Source organism: Rhodococcus sp. MEB064 (assembly GCF_000834565.1).
Taxonomy (GTDB): Bacteria; Actinomycetota; Actinomycetes; order Mycobacteriales; family Mycobacteriaceae; genus Rhodococcoides.
Genome location: NZ_JXQS01000041.1, coordinates 1 through 18,054, shown reverse-complemented (window position 1 = coordinate 18,054; position 18,054 = coordinate 1). Strand labels below are relative to the sequence as shown.

At 68.0% G+C, this 18,054-nt stretch carries 19 protein-coding genes; 9 read left to right on the top strand and 10 right to left on the bottom strand.

Going from position 1 to position 18,054, the window contains the following annotated elements; all coding sequences use genetic code 11:
* Positions 1–51 precede the first annotated feature (51 nt).
* On the bottom strand, positions 52–744 hold the full coding sequence (locus RU01_RS17670) for a DUF2848 domain-containing protein (RefSeq protein ID WP_042575895.1): 693 nt from the start codon (positions 742–744) through the stop codon (positions 52–54).
* A gap of 101 nt (positions 745–845) precedes the next feature.
* On the opposite strand from RU01_RS17670, the gene RU01_RS17665 reads away from it, so the two are divergent.
* Complete coding sequence (locus RU01_RS17665) at positions 846–2,201, top strand: MFS transporter (protein WP_042575894.1); 1,356 nt, start codon at positions 846–848, stop codon at positions 2,199–2,201.
* On the opposite strand, the gene RU01_RS17660 is transcribed toward RU01_RS17665, so the two are convergent.
* Entirely contained in the window at positions 2,173–2,814 is a 642-nt protein-coding gene (locus RU01_RS17660) for a GntR family transcriptional regulator (RefSeq protein ID WP_042575893.1), read from the bottom strand. The two genes, RU01_RS17665 and RU01_RS17660, sit on opposite strands and share 29 nt — an antisense overlap.
* Before the next feature lie 52 nt (positions 2,815–2,866).
* On the opposite strand from RU01_RS17660, the gene RU01_RS17655 reads away from it, so the two are divergent.
* Positions 2,867–3,664, top strand: a complete 798-nt coding sequence (locus RU01_RS17655; RefSeq protein ID WP_042575892.1) for a carbon-nitrogen hydrolase family protein — start codon at positions 2,867–2,869, stop codon at positions 3,662–3,664.
* Positions 3,665–3,701: 37 nt separating this feature from the next.
* Here RU01_RS17655 and RU01_RS17650 read toward each other — a convergent pair whose 3' ends face one another.
* Genes RU01_RS17650 through RU01_RS17640 form a run of 3 tightly spaced genes read right to left on the bottom strand, consistent with a single transcriptional unit; the run spans position 3,702 to position 6,911 of the window.
* Entirely contained in the window at positions 3,702–5,009 is a 1,308-nt protein-coding gene (locus RU01_RS17650; RefSeq protein ID WP_082043216.1) for a citrate synthase, read from the bottom strand.
* A gap of 52 nt (positions 5,010–5,061) precedes the next feature.
* Complete coding sequence (locus RU01_RS17645; RefSeq protein WP_042575907.1) at positions 5,062–5,988, bottom strand: carbohydrate kinase family protein; 927 nt, start codon at positions 5,986–5,988, stop codon at positions 5,062–5,064.
* Positions 5,985–6,911 carry an aldose 1-epimerase family protein gene (locus RU01_RS17640; RefSeq protein WP_042575891.1) on the bottom strand — a complete coding sequence of 309 codons (927 nt, stop codon included), beginning with the start codon at positions 6,909–6,911 and terminating at the stop codon, positions 5,985–5,987. Before RU01_RS17640 ends, RU01_RS17645 begins: the two co-directional genes overlap by 4 nt.
* A 53-nt stretch (positions 6,912–6,964) precedes the next feature.
* Here RU01_RS17640 and RU01_RS17635 point away from each other — a divergent pair, with 53 nt between their 5' ends.
* Entirely contained in the window at positions 6,965–7,711 is a 747-nt protein-coding gene (locus tag RU01_RS17635; RefSeq protein ID WP_231568758.1) for a CPBP family intramembrane glutamic endopeptidase, read from the top strand.
* On the opposite strand, the gene RU01_RS17630 is transcribed toward RU01_RS17635, so the two are convergent.
* Entirely contained in the window at positions 7,698–8,396 is a 699-nt protein-coding gene (locus tag RU01_RS17630) for a TetR/AcrR family transcriptional regulator (protein ID WP_042575890.1), read from the bottom strand. The two genes, RU01_RS17635 and RU01_RS17630, sit on opposite strands and share 14 nt — an antisense overlap.
* Positions 8,397–8,494: 98 nt before the next feature.
* On the opposite strand from RU01_RS17630, the gene RU01_RS17625 reads away from it, so the two are divergent.
* Complete coding sequence (locus RU01_RS17625) at positions 8,495–9,412, top strand: NAD-dependent epimerase/dehydratase family protein (RefSeq protein WP_042575889.1); 918 nt, start codon at positions 8,495–8,497, stop codon at positions 9,410–9,412.
* Here RU01_RS17625 and RU01_RS17620 read toward each other — a convergent pair.
* Positions 9,403–10,665, bottom strand: coding sequence for an MFS transporter (locus RU01_RS17620; protein WP_042575888.1), 1,263 nt, complete (start codon positions 10,663–10,665; stop codon positions 9,403–9,405). The genes RU01_RS17625 and RU01_RS17620 overlap by 10 nt on opposite strands.
* Positions 10,662–11,273, bottom strand: coding sequence for a pyridoxamine 5'-phosphate oxidase (gene pdxH / locus RU01_RS17615; RefSeq protein WP_042575905.1), 612 nt, complete (start codon positions 11,271–11,273; stop codon positions 10,662–10,664). The genes RU01_RS17620 and pdxH overlap by 4 nt, the downstream gene beginning before the upstream one ends.
* Before the next feature lie 141 nt (positions 11,274–11,414).
* Here pdxH and RU01_RS17610 point away from each other — a divergent pair, with 141 nt between their 5' ends.
* Positions 11,415–12,536: a citrate synthase 2 gene (locus RU01_RS17610; protein ID WP_042575887.1), complete on the top strand. Its 1,122-nt coding sequence runs from the start codon at positions 11,415–11,417 to the stop codon at positions 12,534–12,536.
* 79 nt (positions 12,537–12,615) lie between these two features.
* Here the strand turns inward: RU01_RS17610 and RU01_RS17605 are convergent, their stop codons facing one another.
* The gene (locus RU01_RS17605) at positions 12,616–13,644 is read right to left on the bottom strand and encodes a hypothetical protein (RefSeq protein WP_197074810.1); all 1,029 of its coding nucleotides are present in this window, start codon (positions 13,642–13,644) and stop codon (positions 12,616–12,618) included.
* Between the two features lie 102 nt (positions 13,645–13,746).
* On the opposite strand from RU01_RS17605, the gene serC reads away from it, so the two are divergent.
* The 3 genes from serC (at position 13,747) to RU01_RS17590 (ending at position 16,638) form a co-directional block, all read left to right on the top strand.
* The gene (serC, locus tag RU01_RS17600) at positions 13,747–14,868 is read left to right on the top strand and encodes a phosphoserine transaminase (RefSeq protein WP_042575886.1); all 1,122 of its coding nucleotides are present in this window, start codon (positions 13,747–13,749) and stop codon (positions 14,866–14,868) included.
* A gap of 129 nt (positions 14,869–14,997) precedes the next feature.
* The gene (sepH, locus tag RU01_RS17595; protein ID WP_042575903.1) at positions 14,998–15,849 is read left to right on the top strand and encodes a septation protein SepH; all 852 of its coding nucleotides are present in this window, start codon (positions 14,998–15,000) and stop codon (positions 15,847–15,849) included.
* 57 nt (positions 15,850–15,906) lie between these two features.
* On the top strand, positions 15,907–16,638 hold the full coding sequence (locus RU01_RS17590) for a DUF6928 family protein (RefSeq protein ID WP_042575885.1): 732 nt from the start codon (positions 15,907–15,909) through the stop codon (positions 16,636–16,638).
* Here the strand turns inward: RU01_RS17590 and RU01_RS17585 are convergent.
* The gene (locus RU01_RS17585) at positions 16,632–17,444 is read right to left on the bottom strand and encodes a TrmH family RNA methyltransferase (RefSeq protein ID WP_042575884.1); all 813 of its coding nucleotides are present in this window, start codon (positions 17,442–17,444) and stop codon (positions 16,632–16,634) included. The genes RU01_RS17590 and RU01_RS17585 overlap by 7 nt on opposite strands.
* A 67-nt stretch (positions 17,445–17,511) precedes the next feature.
* Between RU01_RS17585 and RU01_RS17580 the strand changes: the two genes are divergently transcribed.
* On the top strand, positions 17,512–18,054 hold a 543-nt coding region (locus RU01_RS17580), incomplete at its 3' end, for a GNAT family N-acetyltransferase (RefSeq protein WP_042575883.1).

Here is an 18,054-nt window from a genome sequence, read left to right as displayed (position 1 = left end):
TTGATACCGAACAACGTTGATCAGTACCTGCCGATTCTACCGTGAGGGTGCTCACCCGATCGGGGACGGCATCTCCGCGACCCGATAGGCGCAGGTCGACCGGGTGTCGGTGGCGGGATCGTGCATCTCGACCTTCCACGCTCCGGCGAACTGATCCACCCCCGCGATCATCGACACGGTTCCGGACAGAAGCACCGTTCCGGCGGAGAACAACCCACGCTCCTCCAGGACGTCGAGCCAGTGGTCGGGGGTCAGCAGGTCCGCCAGAGAACCGTCCTGGATCAGCGTCGTCGCGTCCGACTCCCCCACCCACGCCCGCAGCGTGATGTCGTCGAGACGGTCGCGGACGTCCGCGAGTCGCCAGGCCGTGGAGCCCAGCACGTCCGGCGACGCGTTCTTGCTCCACGCGACGCTGTGCACCTCGAGCTCACGGTCGGTGTGATCGCACGCGGCGGTCAGCAGCACGTCGTCACGCCCGGGTCCGGTGATCACCAGCGCCCACTCGGCCTCCCCGGACGTGCGCCCGTGCTGGACGTCCACGTGCGAGGTCTGCTGCGCGAGGTAGGGCGAGACGGGATACATCGCGGGTGTGGCGGTGGGGGCCGGAACGCCGAGCTCGGCGAGTTCGGCGATGTGGGAGGCGACTTCTGCCTGATCACGCCCGGCATAGCCGGCATTGAGCAGGGTAGTCACAGTCACCGATTCGGATGAGCCGTCGGGAAGTTCGAAGGTCAGTGTCGTCATGTTTCGCTCCTGTCACCACTACGTTTCGTTGCGCCCGAGGGGTTGCGCATACGTCTTGTATACAGCAAGTATATGAACTACGACACCCGAAAGGACACCTCATGGACGGCACGACACACGAGAGCGGGCAGCTGATCCGTCCCGATCGGACGGCGCTGACCAAGGCTTTCGCTGCCAGCCTGACCGGTACGGCGCTCGAGTGGTACGACTTCGCCGTCTACTCCGCGTCGGCCGCGTTGATCTTCCCGATCATCTTCTTTCCGCAGAGCGACCCGCTGACGGGGACGCTCCTCGCGTTCTCCACGTACGCGGTCGGATACGTCGCTCGACCCATCGGCGGATTCGTCTTCGGCCGACTCGGCGACGTCATCGGTCGCAAACAACTGCTCGTGATCACGCTGCTGCTGATCGGCATCACGACGTTCCTCATCGGCCTGCTCCCCGGCTACGCGACCATCGGCGTCGCGGCGCCCATCATCCTGGTCGCCCTCCGGTTCGCCCAGGGCATCGCCGTCGGCGGCGAATGGGGCGGCGCGGTGCTGCTGTCGAGCGAGTACGGCAATCCGCGCAGGCGAGGATTCTGGTCGTCCGCAGCCCAGATCGGCCCGCCGGCCGGCAACCTGATGGCCAACGGCGCGTTGGCCGCTCTCACGTTCTTCCTCACCGAGGATCAGTTCGAGTCGTGGGGATGGCGCGTGGCGTTCCTGCTGTCGGCAGTCCTCGTCGGATTCGGTCTCTGGATCCGCCTGAAGCTCGAGGACACCCCGGTCTTCAAAGCCCTCCAGGAGAGCGGCGACCGTCCCGAAGCACCGATCACCGAGGTGTTCCGTGAGCAGTCACGTCCGCTGATCGCCGCGATCCTCTCCCGTATCGCCCCCGACGTCATGTACGCGCTGTTCACCGTCTTCTCCATCACCTACGGCGTGCAGAAACTCGGATTCGTCCGCAGCGAGGTCCTGACCGCCGTCCTGATCGGTTCGGCGTTCCAGCTGGTCACGATCCCGCTGGCCGGCGCCGTGTCGGACATCGTCAATCGTCGGCTGGTCTACGGGGTCGCCGCCATCGGCGGGGTGGCCTGGGTCGCTGTTTTCTTCATCCTCATCGGCGGCAGTTCGTTCGCCATGCTGGTCGTCGGCATCGTCGTCGGGCTGACGTTCCACTCGTTCATGTACGGGCCGCAAGCCGCATTCGTCACCGAACAGTTCTCGTTACGCCTGCGGTCGACGGGAAGTTCCCTGGCGTACACGATCGCCGGTGTCTTCGGCGGCGCGATCGCCCCACTGGTGTTCACGTTCCTTCTCGACCGGATCGACAGCTGGGTGCCCGTGTTCGTCTACATCATGGCGATGGGAGTGCTGACGATCGTCGGACTGATCCTGGGCCGCGGCCCGGACCCCGCCGAGGAAGAGGAGTACGTGCGCAAGAACCTCAGCCCCGCAGCAGAATCCGCATCGTGACATCCAGGTGTGCATCGATCTCCGCCGCGGCACGCGCCGGATCGCCCGACGCCAAGGCGTCGACGATCGCGCGGTGTTCGGTGCACACCTGGCGCTTGCGGTCGGGCGCCCCGAACAGGGCCGACAATCCTGCGCGCAACTGTCGTGCTCGCAGTCCCGCATACGTCCGGGACAGCAGCTCGCTCCCGGCCGAGTCGATGAGTTCCTGATGGAACGTGCCGTCCAGGTCGATGAAGGACCGGGCATGGTCCTCCGCTGCTCCCGTCGCCAGAGCTTCCTGCTGCTCCAACATGGACGTCATCGTCTCGATCGGGACGTTGCCGGCGGTGATCGCGCGCTCGGCGGCATGCCGTTCGAGAACGCCGCGAAGGTCCATCAGTTCGCCGATCTGCCGTCCGGACATCGGCGGCACGTACGCCCCGCGGCCCCGCACCATCTCGACCAGACCCTCGGATACCAACAGCAGCAACGCTTCTCGGACCGGAGTGCGCGACACTCCGATCTGCGACGCCAACTCGCCCTCGTTCAGGAACGTCCCCGTGAACGCCGGTTCGGACAGCACGCGGTCACGGAGATAGCCGTAGGCGCGTTCACGACCGGACTGCTCTTGCATACTGTGTGTATACCAGCTCTCCCGTTCCGCACGTCACCGTCAGGAGTCACGTATGAGAATCAGCCTCGCCCAGATCACCGCCTCCCGCGATCCGCAGGAAAACATCGACCTGGTCCGCTCCTCCGTCCGTGACGCCGTGGACGCGGGCGCCCGACTGTGCGTCCTTCCCGAAGCCACCATGCGCCGCTTCGGCGGCTCCATCGCAGATGTCGCCGAGCCCCTCGACGGCCCCTGGGCGACCGCGGTGCGCGGCATCGCCGACGACGCCGGCATCACCGTCGTCGCCGGAATGTTCACTCCTGCCGTCGGAGGCGACGAGCGGGTGCGCAACACGCTGCTGATCACCGGCGGTGGCGTCGACACCTCGTACGACAAGATCCACCTGTTCGACGCGTTCGGTTTCGCCGAATCCGACACCGTCGCACCGGGTTCCGATCCCGTCGTGGCGGACATCGACGGCGTGGGAGTCGGATTCGCCACGTGCTACGACATCCGTTTCCCCGGTTTGTTCCAGACGCTCGCCGACCGCGGAGCCCTGCTGACGGTGGTGCCGGCGTCCTGGGGCCGCGGGCCCGGCAAGGTCGACCAGTGGACGCTGCTCGCCCGCGCACGGGCGCTCGACTCCACCACGTTCATCGCTGCCTGCGGTCAGGCGGACCCGGCGGAATCAGGAATCGAGATCACCGGATCCGCACCCGTCGGCGTCGGCAACTCGATGGTGGTCTCCCCCACCGGACACGTGCTGGACCAGCTCAACTCGGCGCCCGGAATGCTTACGATCGACGTCGACACGGACGAGATCGGCGCGGTGCGTCGGAACCTGCCGGTGTTGGAGAACCGGAAGTTCTGACGCACCGCGCCGTCCGTGTGGTGCGGGAAACGACCGATCAGCGGCCGTCGATGCCCTCGTAGCCGCGCTCGGTGTAGCCGGTGTAGATCTGACGGGGCCGACCGATCTTGGCGTTCGGGTCCTGGTGCATCTCCTGCCAGTGCGCGATCCAGCCGGGCAGACGGCCGAGTGCGAACAACACGGTGAACATGCGCTCCGGGAAGCCCATGGCGCGGTAGATCAGGCCCGTGTAGAAGTCGACGTTCGGGTACAACTTGCGCTCGACGAAGTAGTCGTCGGACAGGGCGACCTCTTCGAGCTTCATCGCGATGTCGAGCAGCTCGTCGTTGGTGCCGAGCTTCTCGAGGATCGAGTGCGCCGTCTTGCGGACGATCGCTGCACGCGGGTCGTAGTTCTTGTAGACGCGGTGTCCGAAGCCCATGAGCTTGACACCGTCCTCCTTGTTCTTGACCCGCTTGAGGAAGTCGGCGCTGTCGCCGCCCTCGCTCTGGATGCGGTAGAGCATCTCGAGCACGGCCTGGTTGGCGCCGCCGTGCAGCGGGCCCCACAGTGCGTTGATACCGCCCGAGATGGACGTGAACAGGTTGGCGTTCGACGAGCCGACCAGGCGCACCGTCGAGGTCGAGCAGTTCTGCTCGTGGTCCGCATGCAGGATGAGCAGCATGTCGAGAGCCTTGATCATCTCCGGGTCGGCCTCGTACGGCTCGGCCGGGAAACCGAACGTCATGCGCAGGAAGTTCTCGACGTAGCTCTTCGAGTTGTCCGGGTACAGGAACGGCTGTCCGACCGACTTCTTGTAGGCGTAGGCCGCGATGGTCGGCAGCTTGGCCAGCAGACGAATCGTCGAGAGCTCGACCTGCTCGGGATCGTTCGGGTCCAGCGAGTCCTGGTAGTACGCCGACAGCGCGTTGACCGCGGACGACACGACGGGCATCGGGTGCGCGTTGCGCGGGAAGCCGTCGAAGAAGCGCTTGAGGTCCTCGTGCAGCAGAGTGTGCCGACGGATGCGGTCGGTGAAGTTCTCCAACTCGACCGAGGTGGGCAACTCCCCGTAGATCAGCAGGTAGCTGACCTCGATGAACGACGACTTCTCGGCAAGCTGGTCGATGGGGTATCCGCGGTAGCGCAGGATCCCCTCGGCACCGTCGATGTACGTGATCGCCGACTTGGTGGAGGCCGTGTTGACGAACCCGCCGTCGAGCGTGGTGTACCCGGTGTTCGCGAGCAGTTTGCCCAGCTCGATACCGTCGTTGCCCTCGGTCGCTTTCGCGATGGTCATATCGTGTTCGCCACCGGGATAGATCAGCTTGGCGGTAGCGGCGTTGTCGGCATTCTCAGCGGGCACGAATGGTCCCTCTCGAGCTCGGTGTAACGGAACTTGTGGTGTCTCGATAAAACTAGTCGTCGCCGACCTCGTCCGCCCAGGGAGGGTCCGCACCGGGGCGCGACACGGTGATGGCGGCTGCCCGCGCGGCGAACGACAGAGCCGCCGTCCACTGCTCGCCGGCCAGTCCACGCACGTCTCCGGACGACCGCACGCCCTGCTCCGTCAGGTGGTGCAGGATCGCGCCGTGCACCGTGTCACCTGCACCGATCGTGTCCGCAACATCGACGGAGACTCCCGGAACCGTCGTCTCGCCGTCCGCCGTGACGACGGACAGACCGTCACCACCCCGCGTGACGACGACGGCGGTGACTCCCGCGGCGAGCCAGTCGTCGACGGTCGATCCGCCTACACCCTCGCCCAACCACGCCGCGTCTTCGACCGAGACCTTGAGGATGTCGACGGACGGAAGCCACGACCGGAACCGGGTGCGGTACCCGTCGGCGTCGGTCATCGCCGCCGGACGGATGTTCGGATCGAGCATCGTCAGGACCCCGGCCTCGTGCACGCGGGCGAGGATCGACGCGTAGACACTCGCCCCCGGCTCGTACAGCAGGGACAGCGTGCCGAACGAGGCCGCGGTGATCGAATCGGGAATGTCGGCGGGCTCCTGGACGAGTCGGTCCGCGGTGCCGTCGGCATAGAAGGAGTACTCCGCGGCGCCGTTCGCGTCGAGCACCGTCAGGGCGAGCGTGGTGAGCTCCGGTCCACGCTGGAGATGATCGAGCCCGACGTTCGACGCCTCGAGCCACGCCACGAGGTCGCGGCCGAACGGGTCGCGGGAAATACGCGAGAGGAACTGCACGTCCGCGCCCAGCCGACCGAGCGCTACCGCGACGTTGAACGGGCCGCCGCCCAGCTTGGGTGTCAGGGTGGGCCCGCCACCGGCCCGGTCCGGCACCAGGTCCACGAGCGCCTCACCGCACACGAGGATGCTCATGCGCTGATCCCCCACTGTCCGGTCCACGTCTCGCCCGGCTGCAGAACGATCAGTCCCACACCGGAATTGAGCGCGTCGGGCGGGCACGTCATGGGTTCGATCGCGAGCGCCCGGCCGCGGTCCGGGTACGCCTGATCGTGGTCGGGGTCGGCCGTGAACACCTGCACCCACGGGAAGTTCGCATCGGTCCACAGCACGGTGGCCGCGCTGTCCGGCGGCGTCAGGTACTGCCGCGCGATGCCGTCCGCGTCGGGGACGAGGGCGCTGAACGGGGTGTCGAGCCAGACCCCTGACAGGCTCCGCGCCTCGGCGAAGTCGAGATCCGTGCCCTTGACGGGCACGGGGCCGCCGCTGGGCAGGTTGCGTTCCGAGTCGAGCGGCAAGCGCACACCCGCCGAGAGTCGCAGCGTGCACTCGTCGAGAGGAGCGTCGCCCGCGCGGACGAAGGAGTGGACGCCCATGCCGAACGGCGCCGCGCGATCCCCGATGTTCGTCGCCGTGTGAGTGACGGTCAATCCGTCGTCGCCGAGGCTGTGCCGAGCGGTCAGGCGGAGTGCGAACGGCCATCCCTGTTCGCCGCCGATGTCGATAGTGTGGGTGATCGACGAGTCGGACCGCTCGGCGACGTCCCATTCGCGCCGACGGACCAGTCCGTGGCTCGCGTTGTTCCTGGCAGGCTCGGTGATCTCGAGCTGATGCGTCTCGCCGTCGAAGGTGAAGCGGCCGTCGCGGGTGCGGTTCGGCCATGGTGCGAGAACCAGCCCCGCCGACAACGGGGGTTTGACGCCCGCCTCCCACGTCTCGGTGAGTCGCCGGCCGGCGTGCTCGAGGGCACGCAGACCCGCACCGGTGGCGGCGACGTCGGCGCGGTACGCACCGTGGCGCAGAGAGTGGGACAGGGCGGATGGCGCGTCGTCGACCATGTCAGCACGCTACCGCCCCGGTATGTCGCGTCGTTCTCTGTACGGTGGATCGGGTGTCCACAGTCGCCGTCGCCACCGAACCGGTGGCACCCCGCCGCTGGGTCGACAGGACCCTCGTCGACATCGTCGTGGTCGTCGCGGCCCTGGTGGTCTTCAACCTGACCGCGCACTTCGCGCCGACCCCCATCGCGGTCGCCGCGGTGCCGGTCGGCGCCCTGCTGCTGCTCGCCTTCGCCCGTGCGCGCGGCCTCCAGTGGAGCGACCTGGGTCTGAGCAACGTCGGACGCGGAGCCCGTCACGGCGCCGCCGCGGCGGGCATCACGCTTCTCGTCGTCGCCATCGCCGCGTCGATACCGCTGACGCAGAGCGCCTTCCTCAACGAGCGGTACGGCGTCAACGTCGGCGCCACGCTGTTTGCGGCCCTGGTCATCATTCCGCTCCAGACAGTCGTTCCCGAGGAGCTCGCGTTCCGCGGCGTCCTGCACGCGAAATTGTCGCGGCGCTTCGGCATTCGTGCGGTCGCCGTCATCGGTTCGCTGCTCTTCGGCCTGTGGCACGTGGCGTCGTCACTCGGCCTGACGGTGGGCAACGACGGCTTCTCCGCCGTGCTGGGAACCGGCCTCTTCGGTCAGATCATCGGCGTGTGCGGCGCCGTCGCCGGGACCACCCTGGCCGGCTTCGTCTTCACCTGGCTACGCCATCGTGGCGGCAGCATCATCGCCCCCATCGGGCTGCACTGGGCGCTCAACGGCGCCGGCGCGCTGGCCGCACTCGCGGTGTGGCACCTCACCTTTCACTGAGACCGAGCGACGCCGCCAGATCCCGCACGATGTCGGCGTAGAACGCGCCGGTGTCCTCGGTGACGCCGACCAGGTGGCCGAAGCGCTCGAACGACACGGCGCCGAACACGGTGATCCACGCGGACAAGGTGCGGGCCACCAGGTCGTCCGTCATCACGCCACTCACGTCCTCCCCGCGGGTCTCGCGGAAGTGCTGCACGACGAAGTCGCGCGCCGGCGAATAGAGGCCGGGCTCGATGGTCGTCGGCGGCTCCGATCGGTAGGCATCGACGACGATGCTCACCATCACGAGGGTGGGCCGGGTGGCGGGAACCACCGTCGTGCGGGGAGCGCGGTAGCCGGGCACGGGCGAGCCGTACAGCAGCGCGTACTCGTGGGGGTGCGCCGCGGACCAGGACCGCAATGCGTCACACACAGCCACCCAGCGGTCGAGAGGCTTCCCACCCCGCGGATCCGCGTCTTCGAGAGCGGCGCCGACCTCGTCATAGCACTGCACGATCAACGCGGTGAGCAGGTCGTCCCGGCTCGCCACGTAGCGGTAGACGGCCGAGGACACCATGCCGATCTCCCGCGCCACCGCCCGCAGCGACAGCGACGCGGGACCGACCTCGGCGAGCTGTGTCCGTGCGGCGCTCAGGATCGCGGCCATCGTCTCCGTGCGTGCGGTTTCGCGGGGCGTGGGCATGCCTTCACAGTAACCGAGAGCACCGCTCTTGACTTTCGAGAGCGGTGCTCTCATAGTTATGGAGAGAGCGGTGCTCTCCACTACGGAAGGTGTTTCCCATGTCCGATCGTCACGTCGTCGTCGGGGCCGGCCCCGTCGGTACCCATGTCGCCCGCCTCCTCGCCGACCGCGGCTCCGAGGTCGTCCTCGTCTCCCGCCGCGGCACCGCCGTCCCGGGTGTCACAGCCGCCGCCGCGGATGCTTCCGACGCCGACGCTCTCAGCGCGCTCACCGAAGGCGCCCGTGCGCTGTACAACTGCGCGAACCCCAGCGACTACACACAGTGGCATCAGGTGTGGCCGCCGCTGGCCCGGTCGCTGCGCACCGCCGCCGAACGGACAGGCGCCGTCCTGGCGGTCACCGGCACGCTGTACCCGTACGGGCCCGTCGCCGACGGTGTCATGCGCGAGGGAATGCCCGACGCCGCCACCGACCACAAGGGAATGCTGCGGGCCCAGATGTGGCGCGACCTCGCCGACGCGCACCGCGCCGGAACTCTGCGGGCAGTCGAGGTACGCGGTTCGGACTACATGGGAACGGGAGTGGGCGCGAACGGCCACGTCACGCGCCTCCTCCCCGCTGCACTGGACGGCAAGGCCGTCTGGGCGATCGATGCAGCCGACGTGCCGCACTCGTTCACCGACGTCCTCGACGAGGCGCGAGCGCTGATCGCCGCCGTCGACACCCCCGAATCGTGGGGACAGGTGTGGCACGCGCCGACCAATCCCGCTGTGACACTGCGACAAGCGATCACCGACACACTCGGGGCCGTGGGCAGACCCCCGGTGCCCGTACGCGTCGTACCCCGGCTGATCACGCGGGCTGCGGGTCTCGCCGTGCCGATGCTGCGGGAGCTGAACCAGCTGTCCTACCAGCGCACCGCGCCCTACGTCCTCGAGTCGACGCGGTCACAGCAGATGCTGGGTATCGAGCCCACGCCCTGGGCGGAGGTGTGCCGCCGCACCGCTCAGGTCTGAGCGGTGACGCGGTATTTCACGAACGCCGGGATCGCGAGGGCTGCGATCATCACCCCGACGATCACCAGCACACCCCCTCCGGCCGCCGCCGCGGCAGTGCCCACCATGAAGGCGGCCGCACCGTGCAGGACGTCGCCGACTCGTGGACCGCCCGCGACCACGACGATGAAGACGCCCTGCAACCTGCCCCGCATGTCGTCGGTGGCGACGGATTGCAGCATCGAGCTCCGGAACGCGGCGGAAATCATGTCGGCGCCGCCGCCGATCGCCAGGAAGCCCAACGCCATGTACAGCGCCCACCCCCGCTGGCCGACGGTCGCGAGCGCCACGGAGATACCGAACCCGATCATCGCGCCGCCCCACACCACGATGCACGCGATCACGGCGACACCCTGACGCCGCACCCGCGGCAACCAGCCCGAGAACACGCCTCCCAGCACCGCACCCGCCGACAGCGACGCGAACAGCAGACCGAGGACGAGTCCACCCTCGGCCGGGTCGCCGAACGTTTCGGTGGCCACCTCAGGGAACAGGGCCCGCGGCATTCCGAACACCATCGCGATGATGTCGACGACGAACGAGGCCAGCAACACCTTCTGCGTCGCCAGGTAGGCGAACCCTTGGAAGACCTCGCGCAGACCCGCGCGTCGGGACTCCCCCGTCGGTGGAATCTTCGGCAGTCGCGCGACTGCCCACAGCGTGACCGACAGCGCGATGGTGTCGAGCAGATACAGCGTCGGCAGACCGAAAGCGGGAATCAATGCGCCGGCGAGCATGGGCCCCGCGATGGCACCGAAATTGAACACCGTCATGTTCAGCGAATTCGCAGCGGGCAACTGCCGCAGCGGAATCAGGCGCGGAATGATGGCGCTGCGCGTCGGCTGATTCACCGCGAAGAAGCCCTGCTGCACGGCGAGCAACACCAACACGATCCACACATTGTTCAGCCCCAGGTGCGCCTGCAGCCACAGCATGAACGACGTCGCGCCGATCCCCACCGTGGTGATCATCAGCAGGGTGCGCCGGTCCATCACGTCGGCCAACGCCCCGCCCCACAGCCCGAACACGACGAGAGGAACCAACGCGAAAGCACCCGCGAGTCCTACGTACGCCGAGCTCGACGTGATCTGGAAGATCTGTTGCGGCACAGCGACGACCGAGAGCTGGGCGCCGATGACCGTGACGACGCCCGACGCCCACAGGCGTCGATAATCGGGGTTCTGGAGAGGAGTGGTGTCGGCGAGGAGTTTCACGGTTGCAGACGTTCGACGCCGGACGCCGTGACCACCAGCCTGTTGTGCAGACGGTTGTTCCGGCCCTGCCAGAACTCGACGGACTCGGGTGCGATGCGGAGGCCGCCCCAGTTCGGAGGAACCGGCACGTCCTGGTTCTCGAACCTGTCCGTCACGTCGGCAAGTTGCCGTTCCAGATCCTGGCGCGATCCGATCGGGCTGGACTGCTGCGACGCCCACGCACCGAGCTGCGACCCCCGCGGCCGGGTGGCCCAGTAGGCAGCCGTCTCGTCGGCGCTCACTCGCGTGACCGGTCCGCGCACCGTGAGTTGACGCTGGATACCGATCCACGGGAATGTCGCGGACGCGAACGGTGTCGCCGCCAGATGCTGGGCTTTCGCCGAGCCGTAGTTGGTGAAGAAGACGACGCCGTCGGTCGAGATCTCCTTGCAGAGCACCGTTCGAGTGGCCGGTCGCCCCTGCGCGTCGACGGTGCCGAGCGTGATGGCATTCGGTTCCGGCAGACGCGCGTCGATCGCCTGCTGCAACCACGCGCGGGCGAGCGCGAGCCAGCCGCCGGCGAGGTCGCTCTCCTCGAGATCGTCGTCCCCGCCATACGCCACCCGCATATCCGCCAGGTCGATGTTCTCGGTCACCGCGCAGACGCTACTCCCGAGTTTTCCGGGTGCCACCCGTACCCACTATGGTGCGATGACATGCCGGTCCGGCCATGGACGAGGACCGCGCGGACACAGGGAACGAGGGATCAGATGGCCCAGAACACCGTCGTACCGGAGGGCTTCGTCGCCGGGCTCGAAGGGGTTGTCGCGTTCACCACCGACATCGCCGAACCCGACAAGGACGGCGGCGCCCTGCGCTACCGCGGCGTCGACATCGAAGACCTCGTCGGCAAGGGCGTCACCTTCGGCAACGTGTGGGCGCTGCTCGTCGACGGACGCTTCGGTCCCGGTCTACCCCCGGCCGAGCCGTTCCCTCTCCCCATCCACACCGGCGACGTCCGCGTCGACGTACAGGCCGGACTCGCGATGCTCGCCCCCATCTGGGGCTACGAGCCGCTTCTCGACATCGACGACGACACCGCCCGCGAACACCTCGCACGCGCCTCCGTGATGGCACTGTCCTACGTCGCCCAGTCCGCGCGAGGGATCTACCAACCGGCCGTCCCCCAGGCGCGGATCGACCAGTGCTCCACTGTCACAGAACGATTCATGACCCGGTGGAAGGGCGACCCGGACCCGGCCCACACCGAGGCCATCGACGCCTACTGGGTCTCCGCCGCCGAACACGGCATGAACGCCTCCACCTTCACCGCCCGCGTCATCGCCTCCACCGGCGCCGACGTCGCCGCAGCCCTCTCCGGAGCCATCGGCGCCATGTCCGGCCCCCTGCATGGCGGCGCCCCCGCCCGCGTCCTCCCCATGATCGAGGCGGTCGAGAAGTCCGGCGACGCACGGGCACTGGTCAAGGGCATCCTCGACCGGAAAGAAAAGCTCATGGGCTTCGGGCACCGCGTCTACCGCGCCGAGGACCCCCGCGCCCGCGTCCTTCGCGCCACCGCCCAGCGCCTGAACGCACCGCGCTTCGAGGTCGCCGCCGCCCTCGAACAGGCCGCACTGACCGAGCTCCGCGAACGCCGCCCCGACCGCGCCATCGAGACCAACGTCGAATTCTGGGCCGCCGTCATCCTCGACTTCGCCGAAGTACCCGCGCACATGATGCCCGCCATGTTCACCTGCGGCCGCACCGCCGGCTGGTGCGCCCACATCCTCGAACAGAAGCGCCTCGGCAAGCTCGTGCGCCCCGCCGCCATCTACACCGGCCCCGACCCCCGCTCCCCCGAGAGCGTGGAGGGGTGGAACACGATCGCGTGAGGTAGGTGGGGGTCGGTGGCGCACCCCGATTCGTCTGGCGCACCCCCTATCGGGAGTGCGCCACGCGAACGGCGGTGCATCAACGACGACCAGTACACGGCGTGGGCATCGTCGCCGCAATGTCGAAGGCCCGGCGCAGCCGACGCCCGACGACGTCAGGCGTCGCCAACTCGGACCACACCCAGCGCACCACCATCCACCCGTACGACCGGAACTCGTCTTCCCGTCGCTTCTCGGCGAAGGCGACCCGACTCGGACTGCTCCCCTTCGGCACCAGGGACGAGTACTTCACGAAGCCGTCGAACTCCCCGATCACTCCCTGCCGGTCGAACAGGAAGTCCGGACGTCCGATGAGCCGCCCCGCGGGATCGAGCACCGAGATCTGCAATTCCGGAGCAGGCATGCCGAGGGCTCTCAGCATCACCCGACTCCTGGATTCGCCGATACTCTCGCTCCGTGGGTCGAGGAAGTCGACGACCCGGCGCGCGGAGGTCCCACCACGGGTAGGAGCCGAGTCCAGGCACGCTCGGATCGCGTCGATAGTCGTCGACCCCGAGTTCAGCGCGGAGTCCCCCACGCAGACCGCCGCCTCGAAGTCGAGAGTGCGGCTGAGGTCGGCGATGGTTCGAGCGGCGCTCGTCACCTGGAGACCGTCGACCGACACCACGTCGTCGGCTGGGAGCGGCCCGACGTGCACATGCCTCCGCGTGGTGATCCTGCCGCCCGTCGCACGATCGACGGTCACGTGCACCAACGTCAGATCGGGTTCCCACAAGGAGAAGCCGTGCACGAGAGCAGCCGACTGGTGGCTGACGACACCGGCCGACACCGAGGCTGCACGAACACTGTGCAGATGTTTGACGTCGGCAGACGAGCCCTCGAGAACAGAGCGCGCGACGTCCACGCCCGGGCGCACCGTCGACAGGACGCCGCGTGCAACAGCACGCCGGATCTGGTTGTCGGTCATTCCGCACGCGAGCAACCGGGCACGCGTCCATGTCTCCTCGCCGAAATTCACCCGTCGAGCGTGATCGGTGAACCCGGCACGGTCCACGACCACGTCGAGCCCGGGGACGGCGCTCCACAGTTCGCGTGATGCTCTTGACATCGGGGGTGCACGTGACCGAACGGGGTGCACGACCCTCCTCACCGCTGCACTACCCTGATCACGCCGGTAACGCCCACACGAAACTAAGGACGCGAACCCCGTATGGCCGAGAACCTGACCATTCCTTCCGACCTCAAGCCCGGTGACGGACGCTTCGGGTGCGGTCCGTCGAAGGTTCGGCCCGAGCAGCTGCAGTCCCTGGTGGACGTGGGTGCCTCGGTGTTCGGCACCAGCCATCGCCAGAAGCCGGTCAAGGACGTGGTGGGACGGGTGCGCGACGGGTTGCGCGAGCTGTTCACCATTCCCGACGGCTACGAGGTCGTGCTGGGCAACGGTGGCACCACCGCGTTCTGGGATGCCGCGGCGTTCGGCCTGATCAAGGAGAAGTCGCTGCACCTCACCAACGGTGAGTTCAGCTCGAAGTTCGCGTCGGTGGCCAAGGCGAACCCGTTCATCGGTGACCCGATCGTCGTCTCCGCGGAGCCGGGCAGCGCCCCGGAGCCCACGTCGGATCCGTCGGTGGACCTGATCGGGTGGGCTCACAACGAGACCTCGACGGGTGTCGCCATTCCCGTGTCGCGCCCGGCGGGCTCGGAAAACGCCCTCATCGCGATCGACGCGACCTCGGGCGCCGGCGGACTGCCCGTGAACGTGGCGGATTCGGATGTCTACTACTTCGCTCCGCAGAAGAACTTCGCTGCGGACGGCGGCCTGTGGGTGGCGCTGATGAGCCCCGCTGCCCTGGCCCGTGTCGACGAGATCGCGGCGAGCAAGCGTTGGGTTCCCGACTTCCTGTCGCTGCCCATCGCGATCGACAACAGCAGCAAGAACCAGACGTACAACACCCCCGCGGTGGCGACGCTCCTGCTGTTCGCGGATCAGATCGAGTGGCTGAACGGCAAGGGTGGTCTGGACTGGGCGACCTCACGGACCGCCGACTCGTCGTCTCGTCTGTACGACTGGGCCGAGAAGTCGGAGTTCGCGACGCCGTTCGTCACCGATCCGAAGCACCGCTCGCAGGTGGTCGGCACCATCGACTTCGATGAGAAGGTCGACGCTGCGGCCGTCGCGAAGACGTTGCGCGCCAACGGCATCGTCGACACCGAGCCGTACCGCAAGCTCGGCCGCAACCAGCTGCGCGTCGGCATGTTCCCCGCCGTGGAGCCCGACGACGTCACGGCCCTGACGGCATGCATCGACCATGTGGTCGAGCACCTCGCCTGACCCGCACTGCGTGTCCCCCCGGCTGCTGCACTGTGGTGCATTACAGTCGGGGGAGGCACCGAAGCCGGCCTCGCGCTCGATCTTCGAGCACCCGGGAGCCGGAGCCCTTCGCGACGCAAAGGAGTGATCGTGCGAGAGATCCACGTGATCGGCCTGGCGTCCGACGGTAAGAACATCGTCTGTGCCGATTCCTCCGGCGAGAAGTTCCGTCTGCCGGCCGACGAGAAGTTGCGTGCCGCCGCTCGAGGCGACGTCGCGCGACTCGGACAGATCGAGATCGAGATGGACTCTCTGATGCGACCGCGCGAAATCCAGGCGCGTATCCGATCCGGCGCCTCCATCGAGCAGGTGGCCAAGGAGTCGGGAATGCCGGCGAGCAAGGTGGAGCGCTACGCCCACCCCGTGTTGCTGGAGCGTTCCCGCGCTGCCGAACTGGCGCAGCAGGGCCACCCCCTGCGTGCCGACGGTCCCGCCGTCCTGACGCTCGTGGAGATCGTGGGCCTGGCGTTCCGCGGCCGCGGCCATTCGATGGACCTCGCCGAGTGGGATGCCTGGCGCGACGAGGACAACCACTGGATCGCTCAGCTGACCTGGCCTGCGGGTCGCACGACGAACACCGCGCACTGGCGTTTCCAGCCGGATGCGCACGGTGGCAGCGTCACTCCGCTGGACGATGCGGCGTCGGAACTGATCGACCCGGACTTCGGTCGGCAGCTGCGCGGCCTCGCTCCCGTCGCGGTCGCGGCGGATCAGGACGCGCCGTCGCAGCAGACTCTGGACGACTACTACGGCGTCGAGTCCGACAACGAGCAGCCCGCGGCCGAGGCCCCGGAGACGCCGACCGACGAGGCACCGACCGACACCGAGACCGTCCAGCCGAAGCCCGCACCGTCGCATCCCAGCACGAAGGACAAACGGGGTAAGCCCGCCATGCCGTCGTGGGAGGATGTCTTGCTGGGAGTTCGCAGCAACGGCCGATAGGGCAGTTCGACCACGACAGTGACCGTCTGGAACCGGACGACGAGAGAGGGGCGCCCGGTGGGGGTGGGTACAGCAGCGTTGTGGTTCGTCGATGCACCGGATCCGGTGGCCGTGTTGCGGTCCGGAGTCCAGTCCGATGTCGACGCCGCGTCGGCTCTCGCCAGAAAGCTCCACCCCGGTCTGGAACCGACCCTTGTCGGCATGGCTCCGCTGACGGCCTTCGCCGTCGCCGCCGAACCCGACCGTGTGCTGATCGGCTGCTACCCCGGAATCACCGTCGTCTGTGCGTCCGAGCCCGCGGCGGTCCGGCCGTCGACACTCGGGGAGAACTGGACGACGCTGGTAGCCGCGAAGCACACCCTCCTGGTCGCGTCCGAACGTGAACATGCGTGGGGTGCGTTCGCGGAGTGGGACTCCGGGAACCTGAAGCGCTCGTTCAGCGCCGGCCCGACCTACATCCACGAGGACGAGGGTCTGCCCTTCCCGTGGGAGCGGCCGTTCTGGTCGGGCGAGCATCCGCTGCAGTTCGACGGGGAGAACTATCCCGATCCGCAGGCACTGCCGTTCCACCCACAGGAATTCGCCGACGCCGCGAGTGCCCACTGGCTGGGCGTGCGCATGATCGGCGGCGCACGGGACGGCGACACCGATCCGGCGTCGGTTCTGTTGTGCGACTTCTCGATGCGTGATCCGAACGCGGCTCCCCCTCCCGACTCACGGCCGCCCGTCGAGACGGACCGCCCGGACGAGTCGAAGAAGAAGCGCGGTCTTTTCCGACGCCGTCAGTGACTCGACCCCAGGCGCACACGCTCGTAGAACGCCATGGCTGCCGCGGTGGCCACGTTCAGCGAGTCCGTTCCCGGCGCCATGGGTATGCGCGCCCGAACGTCGGTGGCGCGCATGGCATGTTCCGTCAAACCCGGACCCTCGGCGCCCAGCAGCAGCGCCACCTTCTCACCCGTCATCGCGTCGGCGAGCGGTGTGGCTGACGGGTTCGGCGTCAAGGACACCAGCTGGAACCCGTTGTCGCGCAGCACCGACAGCCCGCGAGGCCAGTCGGGGACGGTAGCGAAGGGGACCCGCAGGACGTGGCCCATCGACACGCGCACCGAGCGTCGGTACAGCGGGTCGGCGCACGCTCCCCCGAACAACACCGCGTCCGCGCCCAACCCGGCGGCATTGCGGAACATCGATCCCAGGTTCTCGTGGTCGTTGACGCCCTCCAGGATGGCGACGGTGCGGGCGCCGGCCACGACGTCCGCGAGGTCGAGAGGCGGAGGTCGGTGCGCTGCCGCGAGCACACCTCGGTTGAGGTGGAACCCGATGACCTCGGCCATCACCTCGGCGCTCGCGCGGTAGAAGGGCACGTCGACGTCCACCAGGTCGTCGGCGAGCTCGCCGAGCCGTCGGTCCACCCCGAGGAATGCGTGCGGTTCGAACCGTGAGGTGACGAGGCGCTGCACCACCAGCACGCCCTCGGCGATGACCAGACCCTTGCCCTCCGGCAGGTCGGGGCGGCGATCCGAGGAGTTCAAGTCCCGGAAATCGTCGAGTCGGGAATCTTCGGGGTCGGTGATGTCGACGACGTGTACCACCGGTCCATCATCGCAGGGTCGGGCATCTCGTCGGCACGGACGGTACGGCCCGATAAGCTGACCAGCGATGACTACCGACGACACGATCACCATCCGCACCGCCACCGAGGACGACTGGGACGCCATCGCCCTCCTGGATGCTCATGCGTTCGGCGAGCACCAGAACAGCGACGACATGGCCGAGACGAAGCTGCTGACGGCATCGTCGGAGATCTACCTCGCGTGCGACGGGGATCTTCCCGTCGGGGTCACCATGCATTTCCCGATGGATGTGACGGTGCCCGGCGGCGCGACTCTGCCGGCCACGGGTGTGTCCTGGGTGTCGGTCGCTCCGACCCATCGCCGACGCGGGATCCTCCGCCGCATGTTCACCGCTCAGCACGAGCGCTTCGAGGCCGCCGGCAAGCCGCTGTCCGTCCTCACGGCGAGCGAAGCGACCATCTACGAGCGATTCGGGTACGGAGCAGCGACGCAGGGCGTCGACTACACGATCGACCGCCGCTTCACGGCCTTCCGCAAGGAGTTGCCGCCGCCGCGGGGTGCGCGCCTGGTCACGTCGGAGGAGGCCCGCACCCTGCTTCCCGATATCTACAGTCGCTGGCAGCGTCAG